This is a genomic window from Myxococcus sp. XM-1-1-1 (assembly GCF_020037095.1).
Lineage (GTDB): Bacteria > Myxococcota > Myxococcia > Myxococcales > Myxococcaceae > Myxococcus > Myxococcus fulvus.
In genome coordinates this window covers 98,739-114,485 of record NZ_JAIQDH010000024.1, presented here as the reverse complement: position 1 = coordinate 114,485, position 15,747 = coordinate 98,739, and the positions used below count along the sequence as shown (strand labels likewise).

At 71.6% G+C, this 15,747-nt stretch carries 15 protein-coding genes; 2 read left to right on the top strand and 13 right to left on the bottom strand.

From position 1 onward, the window contains the following. Nucleotides 1–2: 2 nt before the first annotated feature. From K8640_RS34685 to K8640_RS34665, 5 genes are all read right to left on the bottom strand, one after another. The gene (locus K8640_RS34685; RefSeq protein ID WP_223750993.1) at nt 3–1,331 is read right to left on the bottom strand and encodes a kelch repeat-containing protein; all 1,329 of its coding nucleotides are present in this window, start codon (nt 1,329–1,331) and stop codon (nt 3–5) included. Beyond that, entirely contained in the window at nt 1,328–2,185 is an 858-nt protein-coding gene (locus tag K8640_RS34680; protein WP_223750992.1) for a hypothetical protein, read from the bottom strand. The genes K8640_RS34685 and K8640_RS34680 overlap by 4 nt, the downstream gene beginning before the upstream one ends. A gap of 179 nt (nt 2,186–2,364) precedes the next feature. Continuing rightward, complete coding sequence (locus K8640_RS34675) at nt 2,365–3,171, bottom strand: Rieske (2Fe-2S) protein (RefSeq protein ID WP_223750991.1); 807 nt, start codon at nt 3,169–3,171, stop codon at nt 2,365–2,367. Then, complete coding sequence (locus K8640_RS34670; RefSeq protein WP_223750990.1) at nt 3,168–3,746, bottom strand: YceI family protein; 579 nt, start codon at nt 3,744–3,746, stop codon at nt 3,168–3,170. Before K8640_RS34670 ends, K8640_RS34675 begins: the two co-directional genes overlap by 4 nt. Before the next feature lie 62 nt (nt 3,747–3,808). Beyond that, nucleotides 3,809–4,468 (bottom strand): hypothetical protein, encoded by a 660-nt coding sequence (locus K8640_RS34665; protein ID WP_223750989.1) that lies wholly within the window; start codon nt 4,466–4,468, stop codon nt 3,809–3,811. A 493-nt stretch (nt 4,469–4,961) separates the two neighbouring features. On the opposite strand from K8640_RS34665, the gene K8640_RS34660 reads away from it, so the two are divergent. After that, on the top strand, nt 4,962–6,806 hold the full coding sequence (locus K8640_RS34660; RefSeq protein WP_223750988.1) for a GAF domain-containing protein: 1,845 nt from the start codon (nt 4,962–4,964) through the stop codon (nt 6,804–6,806). Nucleotides 6,807–6,819: 13 nt separating this feature from the next. Here K8640_RS34660 and K8640_RS34655 read toward each other — a convergent pair whose 3' ends face one another. The 3 genes from K8640_RS34655 to K8640_RS34645 form a co-directional block, all read right to left on the bottom strand. Further along, complete coding sequence (locus tag K8640_RS34655) at nt 6,820–7,245, bottom strand: nuclear transport factor 2 family protein (protein WP_223750987.1); 426 nt, start codon at nt 7,243–7,245, stop codon at nt 6,820–6,822. A gap of 136 nt (nt 7,246–7,381) precedes the next feature. Next, complete coding sequence (locus tag K8640_RS34650) at nt 7,382–8,830, bottom strand: hypothetical protein (RefSeq protein WP_223750986.1); 1,449 nt, start codon at nt 8,828–8,830, stop codon at nt 7,382–7,384. A gap of 157 nt (nt 8,831–8,987) precedes the next feature. After that, on the bottom strand, nt 8,988–10,616 hold the full coding sequence (locus tag K8640_RS34645) for an ATP-binding protein (RefSeq protein ID WP_223750985.1): 1,629 nt from the start codon (nt 10,614–10,616) through the stop codon (nt 8,988–8,990). Nucleotides 10,617–10,953: 337 nt separating this feature from the next. Between K8640_RS34645 and K8640_RS34640 the strand changes: the two genes are divergently transcribed. Then, entirely contained in the window at nt 10,954–11,349 is a 396-nt protein-coding gene (locus tag K8640_RS34640) for a hypothetical protein (protein WP_141332592.1), read from the top strand. 53 nt (nt 11,350–11,402) lie between these two features. Here K8640_RS34640 and K8640_RS34635 read toward each other — a convergent pair whose 3' ends face one another. From K8640_RS34635 to K8640_RS34615, 5 genes are read right to left on the bottom strand one after another with little or no spacing between them, the layout of a single operon-like run. After that, entirely contained in the window at nt 11,403–12,383 is a 981-nt protein-coding gene (locus K8640_RS34635; protein ID WP_223750984.1) for a cytochrome c, read from the bottom strand. Then, nucleotides 12,380–12,931 carry a cytochrome c oxidase subunit 3 gene (locus tag K8640_RS34630; RefSeq protein WP_223750983.1) on the bottom strand — a complete coding sequence of 184 codons (552 nt, stop codon included), beginning with the start codon at nt 12,929–12,931 and terminating at the stop codon, nt 12,380–12,382. The genes K8640_RS34635 and K8640_RS34630 overlap by 4 nt, the downstream gene beginning before the upstream one ends. Continuing rightward, nucleotides 12,928–14,649 carry a cbb3-type cytochrome c oxidase subunit I gene (locus tag K8640_RS34625; protein WP_223750982.1) on the bottom strand — a complete coding sequence of 574 codons (1,722 nt, stop codon included), beginning with the start codon at nt 14,647–14,649 and terminating at the stop codon, nt 12,928–12,930. Before K8640_RS34625 ends, K8640_RS34630 begins: the two co-directional genes overlap by 4 nt. Further along, nucleotides 14,646–15,449 (bottom strand): cytochrome c oxidase subunit II, encoded by an 804-nt coding sequence (locus K8640_RS34620; RefSeq protein WP_223750981.1) that lies wholly within the window; start codon nt 15,447–15,449, stop codon nt 14,646–14,648. Before K8640_RS34620 ends, K8640_RS34625 begins: the two co-directional genes overlap by 4 nt. Next, nucleotides 15,446–15,709, bottom strand: a complete 264-nt coding sequence (locus K8640_RS34615; RefSeq protein WP_223750980.1) for a hypothetical protein — start codon at nt 15,707–15,709, stop codon at nt 15,446–15,448. The genes K8640_RS34620 and K8640_RS34615 overlap by 4 nt, the downstream gene beginning before the upstream one ends. Nucleotides 15,710–15,747 lie beyond the last annotated feature (38 nt).

Genomic DNA, 15,747 nt, shown 5'->3' with positions numbered 1-15,747 from the left:
CGTCAGGGCCAGTAGCGCTCGGCGGACTTCAGCGCGGCGCCATTGGAGCCGTGCCCGCCAATCACCAGCACCGAGCCATCATCGAGCAGGGTCGCCGTGTGTCCCGCGCGCGCCGTCGGCAGGGCGGGCCGGAGCACCCACTCGAGCTGGTTCGAGTCGAAGAGCTCCACCGTCGACAGCGAGTCATAGTCCGCCTCCGAGCCCCCCACCACCAGCACGTCCCCCGACTTCAGGGTCGTCGCCGTGTGCGCGAAGCGCGCGTCGAACATCGCGTCCATGGGAATCGGGGTGTTGCCGCTGCCCTCCTCGGTCGGAATCAACTCGGTCGAGGAGAGGGCGATGACGGAGCCCGCGCCATCCCCTCGCTTGCCGCCCGTGATGAGCAGCTGCGCGGCCGCCTCGCCCTGCCCTATCACCGCCGCGGCATGAGCGTGCCGAGGCTCCAGCAAGGGACCACCGGCGACGCTCCACCCCTCCCCTGGCGTGTACACGTCGTAGCTGCCCTCGGTCCGACTCGCGTTGTAGCCACCGACCGCGAAGACCCGGTTGAGCACCATCGTGACGGACAGGACGTTGCGCTCCGCGCGCATGGAGCCGCTCCCGGTCGACCAGGTCCCTCCGAACACCGCGTAGCGCGCCGAGTCGCCGAGGCCCGTCTCCCCGTTCGCCCCGCCTCCCATCACCAGGACCTCGTCCCCGTCCGGCAGGAGCACCGCCCCGTGGCTCGCGCGAGCCGATATCGGCAGGTCCGGTCGGGGTGAGGTGCCCGAGGCCGGGTCATAGAGTTCCACGCTCTTCGTCGGAGTGGCCCCCGCGCGGCCGCCCACCACCAGCACCTTCCCTCCGGAGATCAACGTGGCGGTGTGCTCGCCCCGAGCCACCTGCAGGGGCGGCAGGCTCGTCCACGAGCCGCCATTCCGGGGGTCGTAGAGCTCCACCGAGGTGAGCGCTCCCGTCCCACTCGCGTTCGAGAACCCGCCCACCACCAGCACGCGCCCATCCGCCAGCAACGTCGCGGTGTGCCCCGTCCGCGCCGTGTTCGGCGTCCCCGCCGCGTCCCATCGGGGACGCCCCGCGTCGGGACCTCCGTCGGGGCCCGCGTCACCCGCGTCGGGGCCTCCGTCAGGGCCCGCATCACCCGCGTCGACGCCTCCGTCGGGCCCCGCGTCCCCGGCGTCTCCTGCATCGTGGGCGCCCGCATCCGCGTCACAAATCTCCGGGTGCTCCCGGCAGAAGCGCGAGGTCCGCTCCTCCACGTCGACGCACGAGACGACGGCCTGGAGGCCGAGCACACACGCCACCGCCACCACGAACCGCATCCCCGTCCTCACGGCCACCTCCCGGACACGAAGGCGGACGTGCCATCCGTCCCCACCGTCAGCGCCAACGGTGCCCGCGGCGCCCCCAACAGGTACATCCCCGTCCCCACCCCCAGCCCCACCACGCCGCCCACCAGCAACCCCACGCTCACCGACTGGAGCGACCGCGCACGCGACGCCACCTTCCGCGCATCGTCCCGGGAGCGGAGGTCCGGTGAGGGCTCATCCAGCTTCGACTCCTCCCGCGACGCCAACCACCACATCACCCCGCCCCCCGCCGCCAGCGCCCCGCCCACGGCCGCCGGAATCCACGCCCGCTCGCGCAGGGAGACGGCCCGCCCGGACAGCGCGCCGTCACCGCCAGGCAGCACCCGGTCCGGGTTCCCCGTCGCGGACTCGTCGTCCATGCGCGCACCCACGCCCTCCCCGTCCTCCTTCCTCAACGGCTCGGGCCGCTCACCCCGCGCCGCCAGCTCCGCGAGCACCTTCTGGCGCACCGCCTCGAAGCGCGTCCTCAGCTTCGGCGACACCGCCAGCGGCAGCTTCGCCTCCGGGTCCAGGAAGAGCGCCGCCTGGAACGCCGCGTCCGCCTCCTCCTTCCCGCGGCTCAGCTCCGCCAGCACCACGCCCTCGTAGAGCGACACCGCCACGTCGTCCTCGGGCCCCTTCGACACCTTCTTCGCCCGGGAGATCTGCTCCAGCGCCCGCTCGTGCTCCAGGTCCTCCACCAGCCGATGGATGGACAGCAGGTAGCGCTTCACGTCCGGGGACACCTCCGCCCTCGACCCGAACGGCAGCAGACACAACCCCAGCAACAGGACCCCGACCCCCACCCTGCGAGCCCAACCCACGCAAAGCCTGTTCATTGAGATGGATTCCATTTCCAGGACATCCATGCTCGATTTCCCCGAGGGGTACAAGAGGCCCCATGGGCTCTCACGCCCCGGGAAAACGTCAAGGGCCCCGAGAGTCTCCACCGAGTGGAGACCCGCGAGGCCCTCGCGTCGAAGCCGTCACCCGCGCGCGTGTCCCCGCGCGCCGGACGTCACCGCACGCCCGTCACCACCACCGCGTCCGTCGTCTCCGTCACGGTGAACTTCTTCAGGGGCAACGTCGCGGGCCCTCTCGTCACCGCACCCTGCAGCGTGAAGGTCGAGTTGTGGCAGAAGCAGATGTAGTCCTGCTCGGCCTGACGCGCGGACACCTCGCAGGCCTGGTGCGTGCACAGCGCGTCCACCGCGGACAGCGAGCCATCCGAGGCGCGGGCGATGAAGATCTTCTTCCCGTAGCCGCCAGGGACGCCCTCCACGAAGCTGCCGTTGTCCTTGAGCGTGGGGAACTGCGAGAAGGGCAGCCGCACCTCGCCGTTCACCGCCGAGGGGAAGCCGCCCTGACCCGCGCGCAGCTCGATGGTCAGCTCGCGGTTGCCCGGGTTGTACGTGGAGGCGAACTTGCGCAGGCCCACCGTGGCCGGCCGCTGCGTCACCGCGCCGTCGATGGGGTTGAACTTGGACAGGTGGCACGGGCACACCACCTCGCGCCCGTCGAAGCCGAGCGGGCACGCGGCGTGGGTGCACAGGTTGGACAGCACGGAGAAGGTGTCCTGCCCGGAGTGCGTCACCAGCAGGTCCGTCTCCTCGCCCGCCACGCGCAGCGTAATCGCGCCGCCCACGCGCTCCAGGTCCGGATAGCGCGAGACCTGCAGCGTCACCACGCCCTCGGCACTGGCCGTCACGTCCGTCACCGGCGCCGGGTCGATGTCCGGCGCGCAGCCCGGCAGCGCCGTCGCGGCCGCGCCCGCCGCGCTCGTTCCGAGGATGCCCTTCAGGAAGCCACGTCGCGACGTGCTCACGTCCCCTCCACCACGAAGACCAGCTTGGGCTCCAGCACCAGCTTGTCGTCCACCTTCACCATGAGCAGCGACGGGCGCTCGATCTTGAACTGCTCCAGGCTGACGGTGAACGAGCCCTCCGTCGTCACCTCCGTGGCGGACTTGAACAGCACCGTCACCGGCACCTCCACGCCCTGCTTCTCCCCGTGGAAGAGCAGCTGGCCCTTGAGCGTCACCTGCACCTTCGAGGGGAAGGTCGCGGGCAGCTTCACCCCCGTCGCCACGCCCTTGAAGTCGACGATGGGGTGCTTGGCCACCTCCGTCACCTCCCACATGTGCTGGTCGCGGTTGGCGTTGCCGGAGTCGAAGTCCTTGATGTTGGCGCGCACGGCCACCTGCAGCGTGCCGTCCGCCTTCAGCAGGGCCTTGCCGTCGCTGGGCTTCGCGGTGCCGACCACCTCGTGCGCGGGGTGGTGCAGCTTGTAGGTGAGCGTGCTGGCGTCCTTCTTGAGCGCGTACGTCTTGGCCCCCCCCTGGGCCAGGGCGGGCACGGAGAGCAGCAGGGTGGTGAGCAGCGCGAGTCGTCGAACGGTCATGTCCGTCTCCAGGAGATGCAGAGGTCGTCCCTCCGAGGCCAACGGCGCCCGGGGGAAAAGATTCAGAAGAAGAGGGTGAAGATGCCGGCCGTGACGGCCCCGAGCGTGGTGTAGCCGACCACCTGGTGCGCGGTGGCCAGGTCCGTCTCCGACAGCCGGCCGAAGCGGTCCGTGGCCATGATGCCGAGGATGATCTGCGCGATCATCCCCGCGGTGGCCAGGGACATGAAGAGCTTGTGGAAGGAGATGGTGTCCCACTCGGCGTTCTGCTTCTCGAAGGGCTCCGGGGCGAGCAGGCCCAAGAGGCCCACCGAGGCGAAGACCACGGAGGTCCCCACGGCGAAGCCGCGGTGGAGCCCCAGCAGGTTGCGGTCATCGCCGCCGCCGCGGAACGAGTCGTTGAACTGGAGCTGGCCAATCACCGTGGTGGTGACCAGGCCCGCGGCCAGCGCGAAGCCCAGGCCCTGGTGCAGCTTGAGCATGGTGCGGCGCCGGTCCAGGCGCTTCTGCAGCTCCGGGTCCACCTGGGCGGCGGCGACGTCCTCGGCGGGCTCCAGCAGGTCGAAGTCCAGCGAGGGGTCCTCCGCCGGAGCGGCCTGCTCCTCGGCGGGGGCCTGCTTCGTGGGCGCGTCCTTGGCGGGCGGCGACTTCTTCTGTTGGGCCTGGGCGGTGGTGGTGGACAGCAGCGACAGGATGACGAGGACGGCGGCGAGGCGGTTCATCAGTGGGTATCCGTGAGGGGCTCGTGGCGGAGGGGCGGACAGGTGCGGCAGGGGTGCCGGGGGCCTGCTTCCATCATGCCGACGTGACTCACGAAGAACCCGGAACCGATTGCAAAGTCGCCGCAACGGGGACCGGCCAGGGGTTTCGTGGACGCGATGTGGAAGACGAGAGGCGGCCGGAGACGGCCTGCATGAGGGGACCCGAACGAAACCTCCCAACCAGGTGGTGACCCCGGAAGCATGACTCCGAGGCCCAGGGGCGACGGTAGCGCCACACTCCGCGTTGCGGAAGCCGCATGACGGGCGGCGGACTCTGTCCGACAGCCACCTTCCTCCGGGCTCGGGGTCGGAAGACCCCGGCCGGTGTGTTCACTGCCCGCGCAGGGGACTGACGGGCGCCCGACAATCATCCGCCCGGGGCCGGAAATCCGGCTCCGGATGCGTTTCAGTGGAGGCAGCCCGGGGTGTCACCTGCGCCATCGGGCAGCCGCGCATGGAGAAGCATTCGTCCGTCAGCCTCCGCTTGCCTCCTCCCGACGAGGGCCCGGGTCCCAGCGTGGAGCTGCTGGCGGAGAGCCGCCGCGCTCGCGCCAGCGCCGAGCTCGCCAGCGCGCGCATGCGAAGTCTGCAGTCGCTCACGCTCGCCCTCTCCGGCGCCCTCACCTCCGAGGACGTCGCCCGCGCCGTCGTCGTGGAGGCCGTGCGCACCCTGGAGGCCCAGACCGGCGGCCTCTACCTGCTGGAGGCCCGGGGCTCCACCCTGGAGCTGGTCCACACCGTGCGCTGCCCCCCGGCCATCGAGGCCGCCTTCACCCACGTCCCCCTGGGCGCCAACGTCCCCGTGGCCGAGGCCGTGCGCACCCGCGCGCCCCTATGGCTGTCCGACTTCGCCACCCTGGCCGAGCGCTTCCCCATCGCGGCCGACCCCGCCCGCCCCGAGCACGGAGACCTGTCCATCGCGTGCCTGCCCCTCATCGCCCGCGACAGGACGGTGGGCTGCCTGGCCTTCATCTGGGGCCGCGCGCACGACTTCGACGAGGAGGAGCGGGCCTTCATCGACATGCTGGCCCAGCAGGCCACCATGGCCCTGGAGCGGGCCCGGCTGCTCGCCGCCGAGCGCAGCCAGGTGGAGCGCGTGGGCCTGCTCCAGCACGCCACCGCCATGCTCGCCACGTCGCTGGACCTGGGCCACACCCTGCGCGGCGTCGCGCTGGGCCTGGTCCCCACCCTGGGCGACTTCTGCATCATCGACGTGATGGGGCCGGACCACGAGGTGCGCCGCACCTTCCACGCCGCCACCCCCGAGTGCGCCGGCCTGCTCGCCGCCAGCCACTGGCGCCCCCCGGAGCGCCCCGGCACGCCCATCTGCGCGCTCGCCAGCGGCCAGCCCGTCTTCGCCCCCCAGGTCGACGCGGCCTGGGTGGAGTCCACCGCGTGCGGGCCGGAGACGCTCGCCCTGCTGCGCACCCTGGCCCCCACGTCCTGGCTGTCCGTCCCGCTGGACACGCCCGAGGGCGTGCTCGGCGCGCTCACGCTGGGCCACTGCCTTTCCGGCCGGCACCACACGGCCGAGGACCTGGAGCTGGCCATGGAGCTGGCCCGCCGCGCCAGCGCCGCCGTGCAGAACGCCCACCTGTTCCACCAGACGCAGCAGGCGCTCCAGCTGCGCGACGAGTTCCTCGCCATCGCGAGCCACGAGCTGAACACGCCGCTGACGGCGCTGAAGCTCCAGCTGTCCCGGCTGCGGCGCATGTCCTCGGACGGGGAGGTGCGGGCGCGCACCACGTCCGCCGTGCAGCAGGTGGACCGGCTGGGCCGGCTGGTGCACGAGCTGCTGGAGGTGGCCCACCTGTCCGAGGGCCGGCTGCACCTGACGCCCGAGCCCGTGGACCTGGTGGACGTGTGCCGGGAGGTGCTCACGCGCTTCACCGAGGAGAAGGAGCGCGCGGGCGCCACCATCTTCCTGCGCGCCGACGGCGCCGTGTCCGGGCGCTGGGACGCCTCGCGCGTGGACGGCATGGTGACGCACCTGCTGTCCAACGCGCTCAAGTACGGCCTGGGCCGCCCGGTGGAGGTGGAGGTGGCCTGCATCCCCGGAGACCTGGCGCGACTGGTGGTGAGGGACCGCGGCATCGGCATCCCCGCCGAGCAGCTCGCCCACCTGTTCCAGCGCTTCGGCCGCGCGGTGCCGCTGAGGCACTACGGCGGCTTCGGCCTGGGGCTGTGGTTCTCCCGTCAGGTGGTGGAGGCCCACGGCGGGCACATCCACCTGGAGAGCTCACCGGGGCTGGGCACCACCGTCACCGTGGAGCTGCCCAGGACGCCGGAGACGGCGTGAGCCCCAGGCCCGCTCACGCCGGAGCGGTGGAGGGGACCTGGGAGCGCTGCGCGGTGCCGTGCGCCAGCTCCTCCCCCAGCGCGTGCGGGTCGAAGTACGCGTAGAAGCGGCGGATGTGCTCGCCATCCCATTCCAGGATGGAGACGCCCTCGTAGGCCACGGCCGCGCCGTTCTGCGCGGTGCCATGGGACTCCCACTCGAGCGCCACCCGGTCCCCCGCCTCAATCATGTTCCGGAAGGACGACTTCACCTGGCGCAGCGTGGCCTTGTACTCGCGCCAGAACTGACGCGCGCCCTGCTTCCCCTTGAACACCCGGGAAGAGGCCAGGTTGCTCACCTGGGCATCGTCGCTGAAGAGCGCGACGAGCGCCTCCAGGTCGCCGTCCTCCTCCAGGCTCGACAGTGCCTCCACGAACCGCTGCGCTCGCTCCGTCGCCATGCGCGTGTCCTCGCTCGCCCCTGGGTGGAAGGGGGCCGATGGAAGGAGACTGCGCATGCGCCATCCCGGGTGCCTCCCCCTCCCGCCTGCCCTCCGGTACGACGGGGGAGCCCCGGTCAGCACGCTGTCCAGGCACTCAGGTGCCCCGGGCCCGGGACCACTCCTCGCGGTTCCAGCCGTTGCGCAGGTAGCGTTCACGCTTCGACTCGGGGAGCGCCTCCCAGGCCACTCCCCGCGCCAGCTCCGGCGGCGTGTCGAAGAGGCCCACGTGCTGGCGGTCCACGGCCTGCGTCGCGCGCTTCGCCGTGAGGCCCTTCATCTCGTAGCCCAGCCGCAGCTCGGCCTTGTTGCCCTGTCCCTTCACGTCGACGAAGACGCCCCCGCCGAACTCCGCCTCCCTCAGGTTCAGCTTGCTGTAGCTGCCCGCGTGCTTGCCCACGCCGACGGACAGCTTGAGGTCGCCGTCCGAGGAGTGGCTCACCGAGAACAGGCCCAGGTCCACCTTCACCTCCGACTGGAGCTGGCCCTTCGAGTCGCGCGTCACCTCCAGCCCCACGGGTCCGCCCTTGAGCGCCACGCCGCCCGAGGACTTCAGGTCCACGCGGCCCCGCGAGTCGAGCCGTGCCTCGCCGCCCACGAGGAAGTGGTCGTGCTGCAGCTCCGCCTTGCCATTCAGGGAGAAGGTGCCGCCGGGGCGCTCGCCGAGCAGCTCGCGCTGACGGGCATTGATGGCCTGGTAGACCCAGCCCGTGGACCCCGCGGTGCCCACCGCCAGGCGCCACTCCTTCGCGAGCGCCTCCCGCCGGGGGTCCTCGCGCGACAGCCCCAGCATCGAGTCCGACAGCCGCGCCTCCCGGGGCGGGCCCAGCTTGCGCAGCTCGGGGAGGCCCTGGGCCTGCTCGACGGCCTGGACGTAGCGGCCGAGGTAGGCGGCGTGGTCGGCCAGGTACGTCCTGCCCGCGGTGACGGCGTGTTCGCTCACGGCCTGCCGCAGCGAGTCTGGCAGGGCCACGTCGTGACGGAAGAAGGCGGGCCTGCCGGGGTAGCCCAGCGGCCCGGACGCGGGCTCTCCCGCGACCCGCTGGAGCGTGCCCTTGGCGTGGGCCTGCTCCAGGAAGGACGCACGCGCCTCGGGGGTCTGCTCGGCCAGGAGGGTCTTCAAGAGGCCCTCGCGCTCCATCCGCTCCAGGGTGGCGCGGTAGCCCTCCGGCGGGAGCTGTCCCAAGAGCGTGTGCACCGTGCGCACGTCCGCGTCGCTGACCGTCCAGTCGCCGAGGCTGCGCGTCAGCCTCGCCTGGAGGTCCGGGTAGACGTCCGCGGGGACCTCCGCGCTCCGGGCCCGGAGCCTGCCGCCCAGCGCCGTCAGCTCTCCGGCCGACACGGTGGGGCCGGTGTCCCGGGACGTGCTCCCTGGCTGCGGAGGGGACGGGGACTTCGAGGTGGGTTCCTTGAACGGCTGCACCGCGTTGCGCTCACGGGCGGCCGGGGTGGGGGGATGAGGAGGGGGCCGCGCCGGCGTGGGCACCTCGTCAGGGACCAGGTCGAGAGCCAGGGCGTTGCTGCCTGCTGTGTCGATTCGGGACATGCGCTCGCTTCCGCAAAGGGGACCTCCGGCCGCACTGCACCGGGCACACCAGGGTCCACTCCGAGCGGCGCGCGGGCCCTCGGCGCCTCACGCCATCGCCAGTTCCGGACGTGAAATCTCCCGGCACGGACGTCCTCGCGCGCGAGGTCGGCGCGAGTCAGGCGACCACGGCGGCGACGGCCCGGGAGTCGAGCGGCAGCTCCAGCGTGAAGGTCGTCCCGGTGCGATCCCCGCTCTCGATGCTCACCCGTCCACCATGGGCCTGGGCACAGCCCCAGACCAGGGTCAGCCCCAGGCCCCAGCCCTTCGAGGGCCCCTCGCGCGCGGAGCGCGTCCTCGAGAACGGCTTGAAGAGCAGGTCCTGGTCGGACTGGGAGAGGACCCGGCCCTCGTTGTGGACGGAGACCCTCGCGCCTGAAGCCGTCCGCGCGACGGTGAGGGTGACGGGGGAGTCGCTCGCGCCGTACTTCACCGCGTTGCTGGTCAGGTTCCAGAGTGCCCGGCGCAGCTCGTCCTCGCTCCAGAAGCCCTCGACGGGCGCCTCGGCCACGAGGAGGAAGCGCTCGCCGTGGATGGTGCTCAGCTCCTCGATGACCTCCCGGGCGATGGCCCGCAGGTCGCACGGCGCGAACTGGAGCGAGAGCTGCTCCCCGGCGCGCAGGCGGTTGGCGTCGAGCAGGTCCCGCACCATGCGGTCCGTGCGCTCGATGTTCTGGTCGATGCGCCGGGCCAGGTCCCGCCGCTCCTCCATCATCTCCGGCCGGCGCAGGAGCAACTGCGCCGCCACCTTCGCCGCCGACAGCGGCCCCCGCAGGTCATGGGCCAGGACGGAGACGAAGCGCTCCCGGAGCACCCGCTCCTCCTGCAGGGTGTCGACCTTCGTCTGCAGGTCCGCGTACAGCTTCGCGTTGTCCAGGTGGATGGTGAGCCGCTCGCCCAGGGACTCGAGCCGCCTCCGCTCCCGGGCCGTGAAGTCGCGCGACGCGGCGGCGCCGACGTACAGCACGCCCCTCAGGGCGTAGTGCGTGGCCAGCCGGATTCCCAGCAACGAGGAGAGCCCCTCGCGCCGCAGGTCCTCGCTCACCGCCATCGGCGTGGCCTCCGCCTCCTCGCCCGAGCCGGGGTCCTCGTCCACGACGCCTCGAGTGGTCGCGTATCGCGCGAGGGCCTCCATCGCCACGCCCGTGGAGACCACCGTGCCAAGACCGGGGAGCGGGGTCTCCTTCAAGAGCAGGGCCGCGCCCTGTCCCCCCAGCGCCTCCATGATGAGCTCGAGGACCTCCCTCAATCGCTCCTGGAGGGAGGCGGCGTCCACCTCCAGGGCCTCGTTGGCCACCTTCTGGATGAGCCGCAGGTAGCGCTTCTCCGCCTGCTCATCCTCCCGCATGTGCTCGCTGAACAGCGCGATGACGCTCGCCGAGGCCGCATGCAGCTCACCGAGCAGCCGCTCGACGTCCTCGACGTCGGGCCGCGCCTGGGGCGGGGCCTCGGCCCACATCCTGGAGATGCACCTGCCCAGGAGCGCGAACTCCTCGACGACCTCCGCGACGTGGAACCCCTGGCGGAGTCGCGCGGCCACATGGCCCTCCACGTACTTGCGCCGCTCAGCGAAGGTGGTGGCCGGCGCCTTCGCGTCCTCCGCGAGCGAGGCCAGATAGGTCGGCATGATGTTCTTGAGCTCGGGGGCGTCCAGGCCTCGGGCGGAGGCGGCCCGGGTCGCCTCCTCGGTCCACAGCCGGACGATGGCGTCGTAGTGCCGGTGGATGATGTCAGCGATGCGGTTCATCGTGTGGCCCCATCGTTCTGCCGCACGGAGACGCCATCCCGTGCATTCCTGGAGAGGGGATAAGGCCTGGGCCTCCCGGAGGTGAGCGGGGAGAGCGCCGGGCCCGCGGACCACCGTTCGCTGGCATACACGCCCCGGGGAGGTCGCGACGGGTGCCCGAGTGGGGGAGGGCATCCCGCCCCGAGGACCGAGGACCCATCCCCGAGCCCCCTCGGCGGGCGAGTGGCCCGCCGCTCCATGTCCGCGGCCGCCTCCGTGTCCATCCTCAAGAAGCTCAACCTTCCCCTTTCAAGCTGTCCTTCTCGCGAGTCGCGCGGCGGGCCGCCCGAGGTCCGCCATGCCTTCGTACACGGTCGACATCCCGCTCCATCTCCACCACGCATACTGGCAACTGCCCAATGAGATGCGCATGGCCGTCGCGCTGCATCTGCTGGCGATGGCGGAGCTGGCGCCCCGGAGATACTCCGCCGTGGACGGGGGGCCGAGCCGCAGTGACATCGCCGGCCTGGACGCGGGCGAGCACCTCGTGGAGCTCGGCGGGCTCTGGTTCTCCTATCGCATCACCCCTCAGGAGAACCTCTTGCGGTTGCTGGATTTCGGGGGCACGACGCGGGGTGTCCCCGCCACCGCGCCCTCCACCTGGAGGAACCACCTGCTGGACCAGGATGTCTGGACCAACGAGGGCGGCGGCAGCCATGCCCTGGCGCGGGGTGACGACGTGGCGGGGACCTGAAGCCTCCCGCGCGCGGAGCACGCGCGTGGGCCCGAGCGGGCGTGGCCTCCTCTTCAGTTCATCGTGGAGCCGCGCAGCCGCGCCCTCAGCACAGCGGCCTCGTCCGTGTCGCGCAGCACCACCAGCGTCTGCACGTAGTACGCGAGCGCCCACAGGTTCTCCTCGGGAATGGCTCCCTTCCACGTCGGCATGGCCGCGCCGCCCACGCCCGCCGCGATGACCCGGTAGAGGTCCTCGCGCTGACGCTCGGGAGTGTACGGCGCGCCTTCGATGGTTTCTCCCACGGGCCAGATAGTGCGCAGGGGCTGGAAGAGGAAGTCTGGCGGGAGCACTTTCTGCGTGCGCGTGGGCTCGCCGTTCGCGTCCACCTCCACCGGGTGGTCCGACTCGCGGACCTGTGCGGTGTAGGGGTCCACCTTGGACAGGTCCACGTCGCGCCCCGTGGTCTTCTTCATCAACGCCGCCAGCTCCGCGCGGGGAAGGTACGCGACATGACAACTGGAGCAGCCCGCGTTGCCCGCGCCCGACACGTGATAGGCGACGCGGCCCCGCTCGATGGCCTCCGCTTCACGGCCTCGCCACGGGTCGGGTGACATCTCCAGCGGCTTACCGGGGACCTCTTCCTTCCAGCGAGGGCTGAAGGTCTTGAGGTATTGCACCACCGCGTCGAGGTCCGCGTCGGGCACATCCCACGCGAACATCGGCGTGCCATGGAGCCCTCGTCGCAGCGTGCGCTTCAGCGCCTCGTCCGTGGGCAGCTCTCCCACGGAGACACCGCCGAACTTGAACAGTCCCTGACGGAAGCTGCGAGGCACGGGCCGCATGCCCCGTCCCGCCGGGCCTTGTCCGTCGCCCTGCGCTCCGTGACAGGAGGCGCAGTAGTACGCGTACACCGAGTGCCCACGCACCAGCGTCTCCGCGGAGAGGACGCGGCCGTCGGCGAGCTTCAGGGGCTCGAACGTGGGCGAGCTCTTCGAGCGACACCCCGCGAGCGACACCAGGAGCAGCAGGGCCGACAGCACACGAGAGGTCATGGGAGGTACACCGCGATGAAGAGGAACACCCACGTCACCGTCACGAAGTGCCAGCCCAGGGCCCAGGTCCGCCACGAGGCTCGCACGTCCGCTCCGCGCAGATGACGCCAGCAGCAGGCGAAGAGCCCGACCTCCACCGCGAGCACGTGCAGCGCGTGCAGCGCGGTGAGGCCATGGAAGGCCGACGCGGACACGCCGCTCTCGGGGATGCGCAGGTGCTCGGTCCACCAGGCCCGGTGCATCCACATCGCCTGGAGCACGAGGAACCCGAGCCCCGCGGCCCACACTCCCCAAGTTGCCCACATGGGACGAGGGCCCTCGCGGCGTGAGCCCAGGTGCAGGGCCGCGCTCCCCGCGACGAGCAGGAGCCCCGTGAGGCCCAGACCCCACGTGGGCACCCGCGGCGACGGCCACGCCTCGCGCATCCGGTACCAGCCCACCGCGAACACGAGCGCCGCGAAGAACATCGCCCACGCGGACAGGCCCAGCACCGTGCCGAGCCACTGTGTGGCCTCGGCCCGGGTGTCCGCTTCGGGCCGCGGGCTCATGACGTGCGCTCCAGGAGGGGCAGCGGGCTGCTGATGGCTGGAGACTCCGCGGGCAGCACCTCCGCCTGTCCCACCCAGTCGCGGCCCAGCTGCTCCAGCACCTCCGGCTGGGACAGGGCATGTGGCCCGCGCAGCACGACGGGGAGCTGCTCGAAGTTCTCGTCGCTCGGAGGGCTGGCCGCGCACGTCCACTCGAGCGTGCCCACCTGCCACGGGTTCGCGTCCGCCACGCGCCCGCGCCAGAGCGTCCACACCAGGTTCACGACGAACAACACCTGCGCGGCCCCGAGCAGGAACGCGCACGCCGTGGTCCACTGGTTCAGCGGCAGCAGGTGCTTCAGGTACGTGTACTGGTACGGGTCATAGAGCCGGCGCAGCTGTCCCGCGTAGCCCGCCGCGAGCTGTCCGCCGAAGACCCCGAGGAACAGCACCGCGCTCGACACCACGTGCGCCTTCGCGAGCCCTTCGTGAAGCTGTCGCCCGAACATCTTGGGGAACCAGAAGTACAGCCCCGCGAAGACGCCCAGGAAGCTGGCCGCGCCCATGGTCAGGTGGAAGTGCCCCACCACCCACAGCGTCCCGTGCAGGGGCACGTCCGTGGCCACCGCTCCCAGCGCGAGCCCGGTGATTCCGCCCAGTCCGAACACCCCCATCGTCGAGAGCGCCGCGAGCATCGGCGAGGTCAGCCGCACGCTGCCGCGCCACAGCGTCATCAGCCAGTTGAGGAACATCACCTCCGCCGGCAGCGAGATGAGCAGCGTCAACACCATGAACGTGCGCCCCAACAAGGGCGACATCCCGCTGGTGAAGAGGTGGTGCGCGTAGACCAGCCCGCTCAGCGCGGACACCCCGCCCATGGCCCCCGCCGTCAGGCGATAGCCGTGCGCGGGCTTGCGGCTGAAGAAGGACACCAGGTCCCCCACCATGCCCCACGCGGGCAGGATGAGGATGTAGACCTCCGGGTGGCCGAACAGCCAGAACAGGTGCTGGTACACCACCGGGTCCCCGCCGCCGCCCACCGCCGCCGCGCCCGCGATGAAGAACTGTGTCCCCAGCAACCGGTCCATCAACAGCAACACGGTGGCGGCCGCCAGCACCGGCACGAAGAGCACGTTCAACACCGACGCGAAGAACAGGCCCCACACGGTGAGCGGCAGTCGGCCCCAGGTCATCCCGGGCGCTCGGCATCGCGCCACCGTGACGACGAAGTTCAGCCCGTACGTGAAGGCCGAGACACCCGCGCACAACACCGCCACCGTCACCAGCGTCTGGCCCAGGCCCGGGGTGAACGCGGTGGTCGACAGCGGAGGGTAGGCCGTCCACCCCGCGCTCGCGGGCCCCAGCCGCACCGCGAACGAGAGGAGCACGAGGGCTCCGCCCAGCGCGTAGACCCAGAAGCCCAGCGTCGACAGCCGGGGGAACGCGAGCCTCCGCGCGCCGATGGCCAGGGGCAACACGAAATGCCCCAGCGCGCCGAAGAGCAGCGGCGTCACCGCGAAGAAGATCATCACCAGGCCGTGCATGGTGAAGACGGAGGTGTACGTGGGCGGCGTCAGCGCGCCTCGGGACTCGGGCAGCGCCCACGCGAGCCCAGGCACGGGCTGCCCCGGCCACGCCCACTGCCAGCGGATGAGCAGCGCCAGCAGTCCGCCCAGGAGGAGGAAGCCCAGCCCGCTCCACAGGTAGCGCCGGGCCACCTGCTTGTGGTCGACGCTCACGGCGTCCTCCAGTCCCAGCCCCAGTGGGCCGCGACGTCGTCCGCGTCGTACGCCTGGAGCGCCTGTCGCCCCGCTTCGCGCAGCCACGCGGCGTACGCCTCCGAGGACAGGGCGCGCAGCTCACCGCGCATCCGGTAGTGGCTGGTGCCGCAGTGCTGGTAGCAGGCCACCTCCCACGTGCCCTCGCGCTCGGCCTGGAACCAGGTCTGGTTCACGCGGCCTGGAATCGCGTCCACCTTCACGCGGAAGTGCGGCAACGAGAAGCCGTGCACCACGTCCGTGGAGACGAGCTGCACCCAGACGGGGACGCCGGCGGGGACCCGCAGGTCGTTCCACGTCACCACGTCATCGGGCGTGTTGAAGCGGCCGTCCTCGCCCGCGTAGCGCGCCTCCCAGGACCACTGGTGCGCGTTGATTTCGATGCGCACCGTGCGCGGGTCCTCGGCGGGGACCTGGAGGTTCCACAGCACGTCCCGCAGGTAGCCCTCCGAGCCCACCAGCAACGTCCCGTCCACGATGAGGAACGTGGTCAGCGCCAGGCCGAGGACGAAGGCGATGGAGCGCTTGGTGCCTCCGTCCGAGGCCGCGCGCTTCGCGCCCCGGAAGCGCCACACCGCGATGAGCATCCACCCGAGCGCAATCGCCGCGAGGCCCGCCTCGAAGCGGTGACTCCACCCGAGCAGCGCGTCGATGCGAGGGCCGTGGGTGCTCGCGTTCTCGGGCAACGCGAGGGTCTTCAGCCCGGAGGGCGCTTCCGTGTCCGTCGAGACAGGGGAGGACCCTTCGACGGGGGTGCTCATGTCGGGTCCTTCCGGCTGTCCTCACGGCTGGCGCGACGCACGGCCCACACGCCCACGCCCAGGACCACGAAGGGCGTGAGCATCAAGCCCACCACGAGCAGCACCGAGCGCACCGCGGACTCCGGCTCCCTGAGCGAGCACGTCGCGCAGGCCCAGGCCTCCACGGGCAGCAGGGCCAGGAGTGCCAGCGCGAGGGCCGCGGCGGCGTGCGCCTGGCTCGCGACACATCGACGAGACGTGGTGCTCCGTGAGGGCTTCACGCCCGACATCGAAGACCGGGCGGTCCACCGGCGCCAGC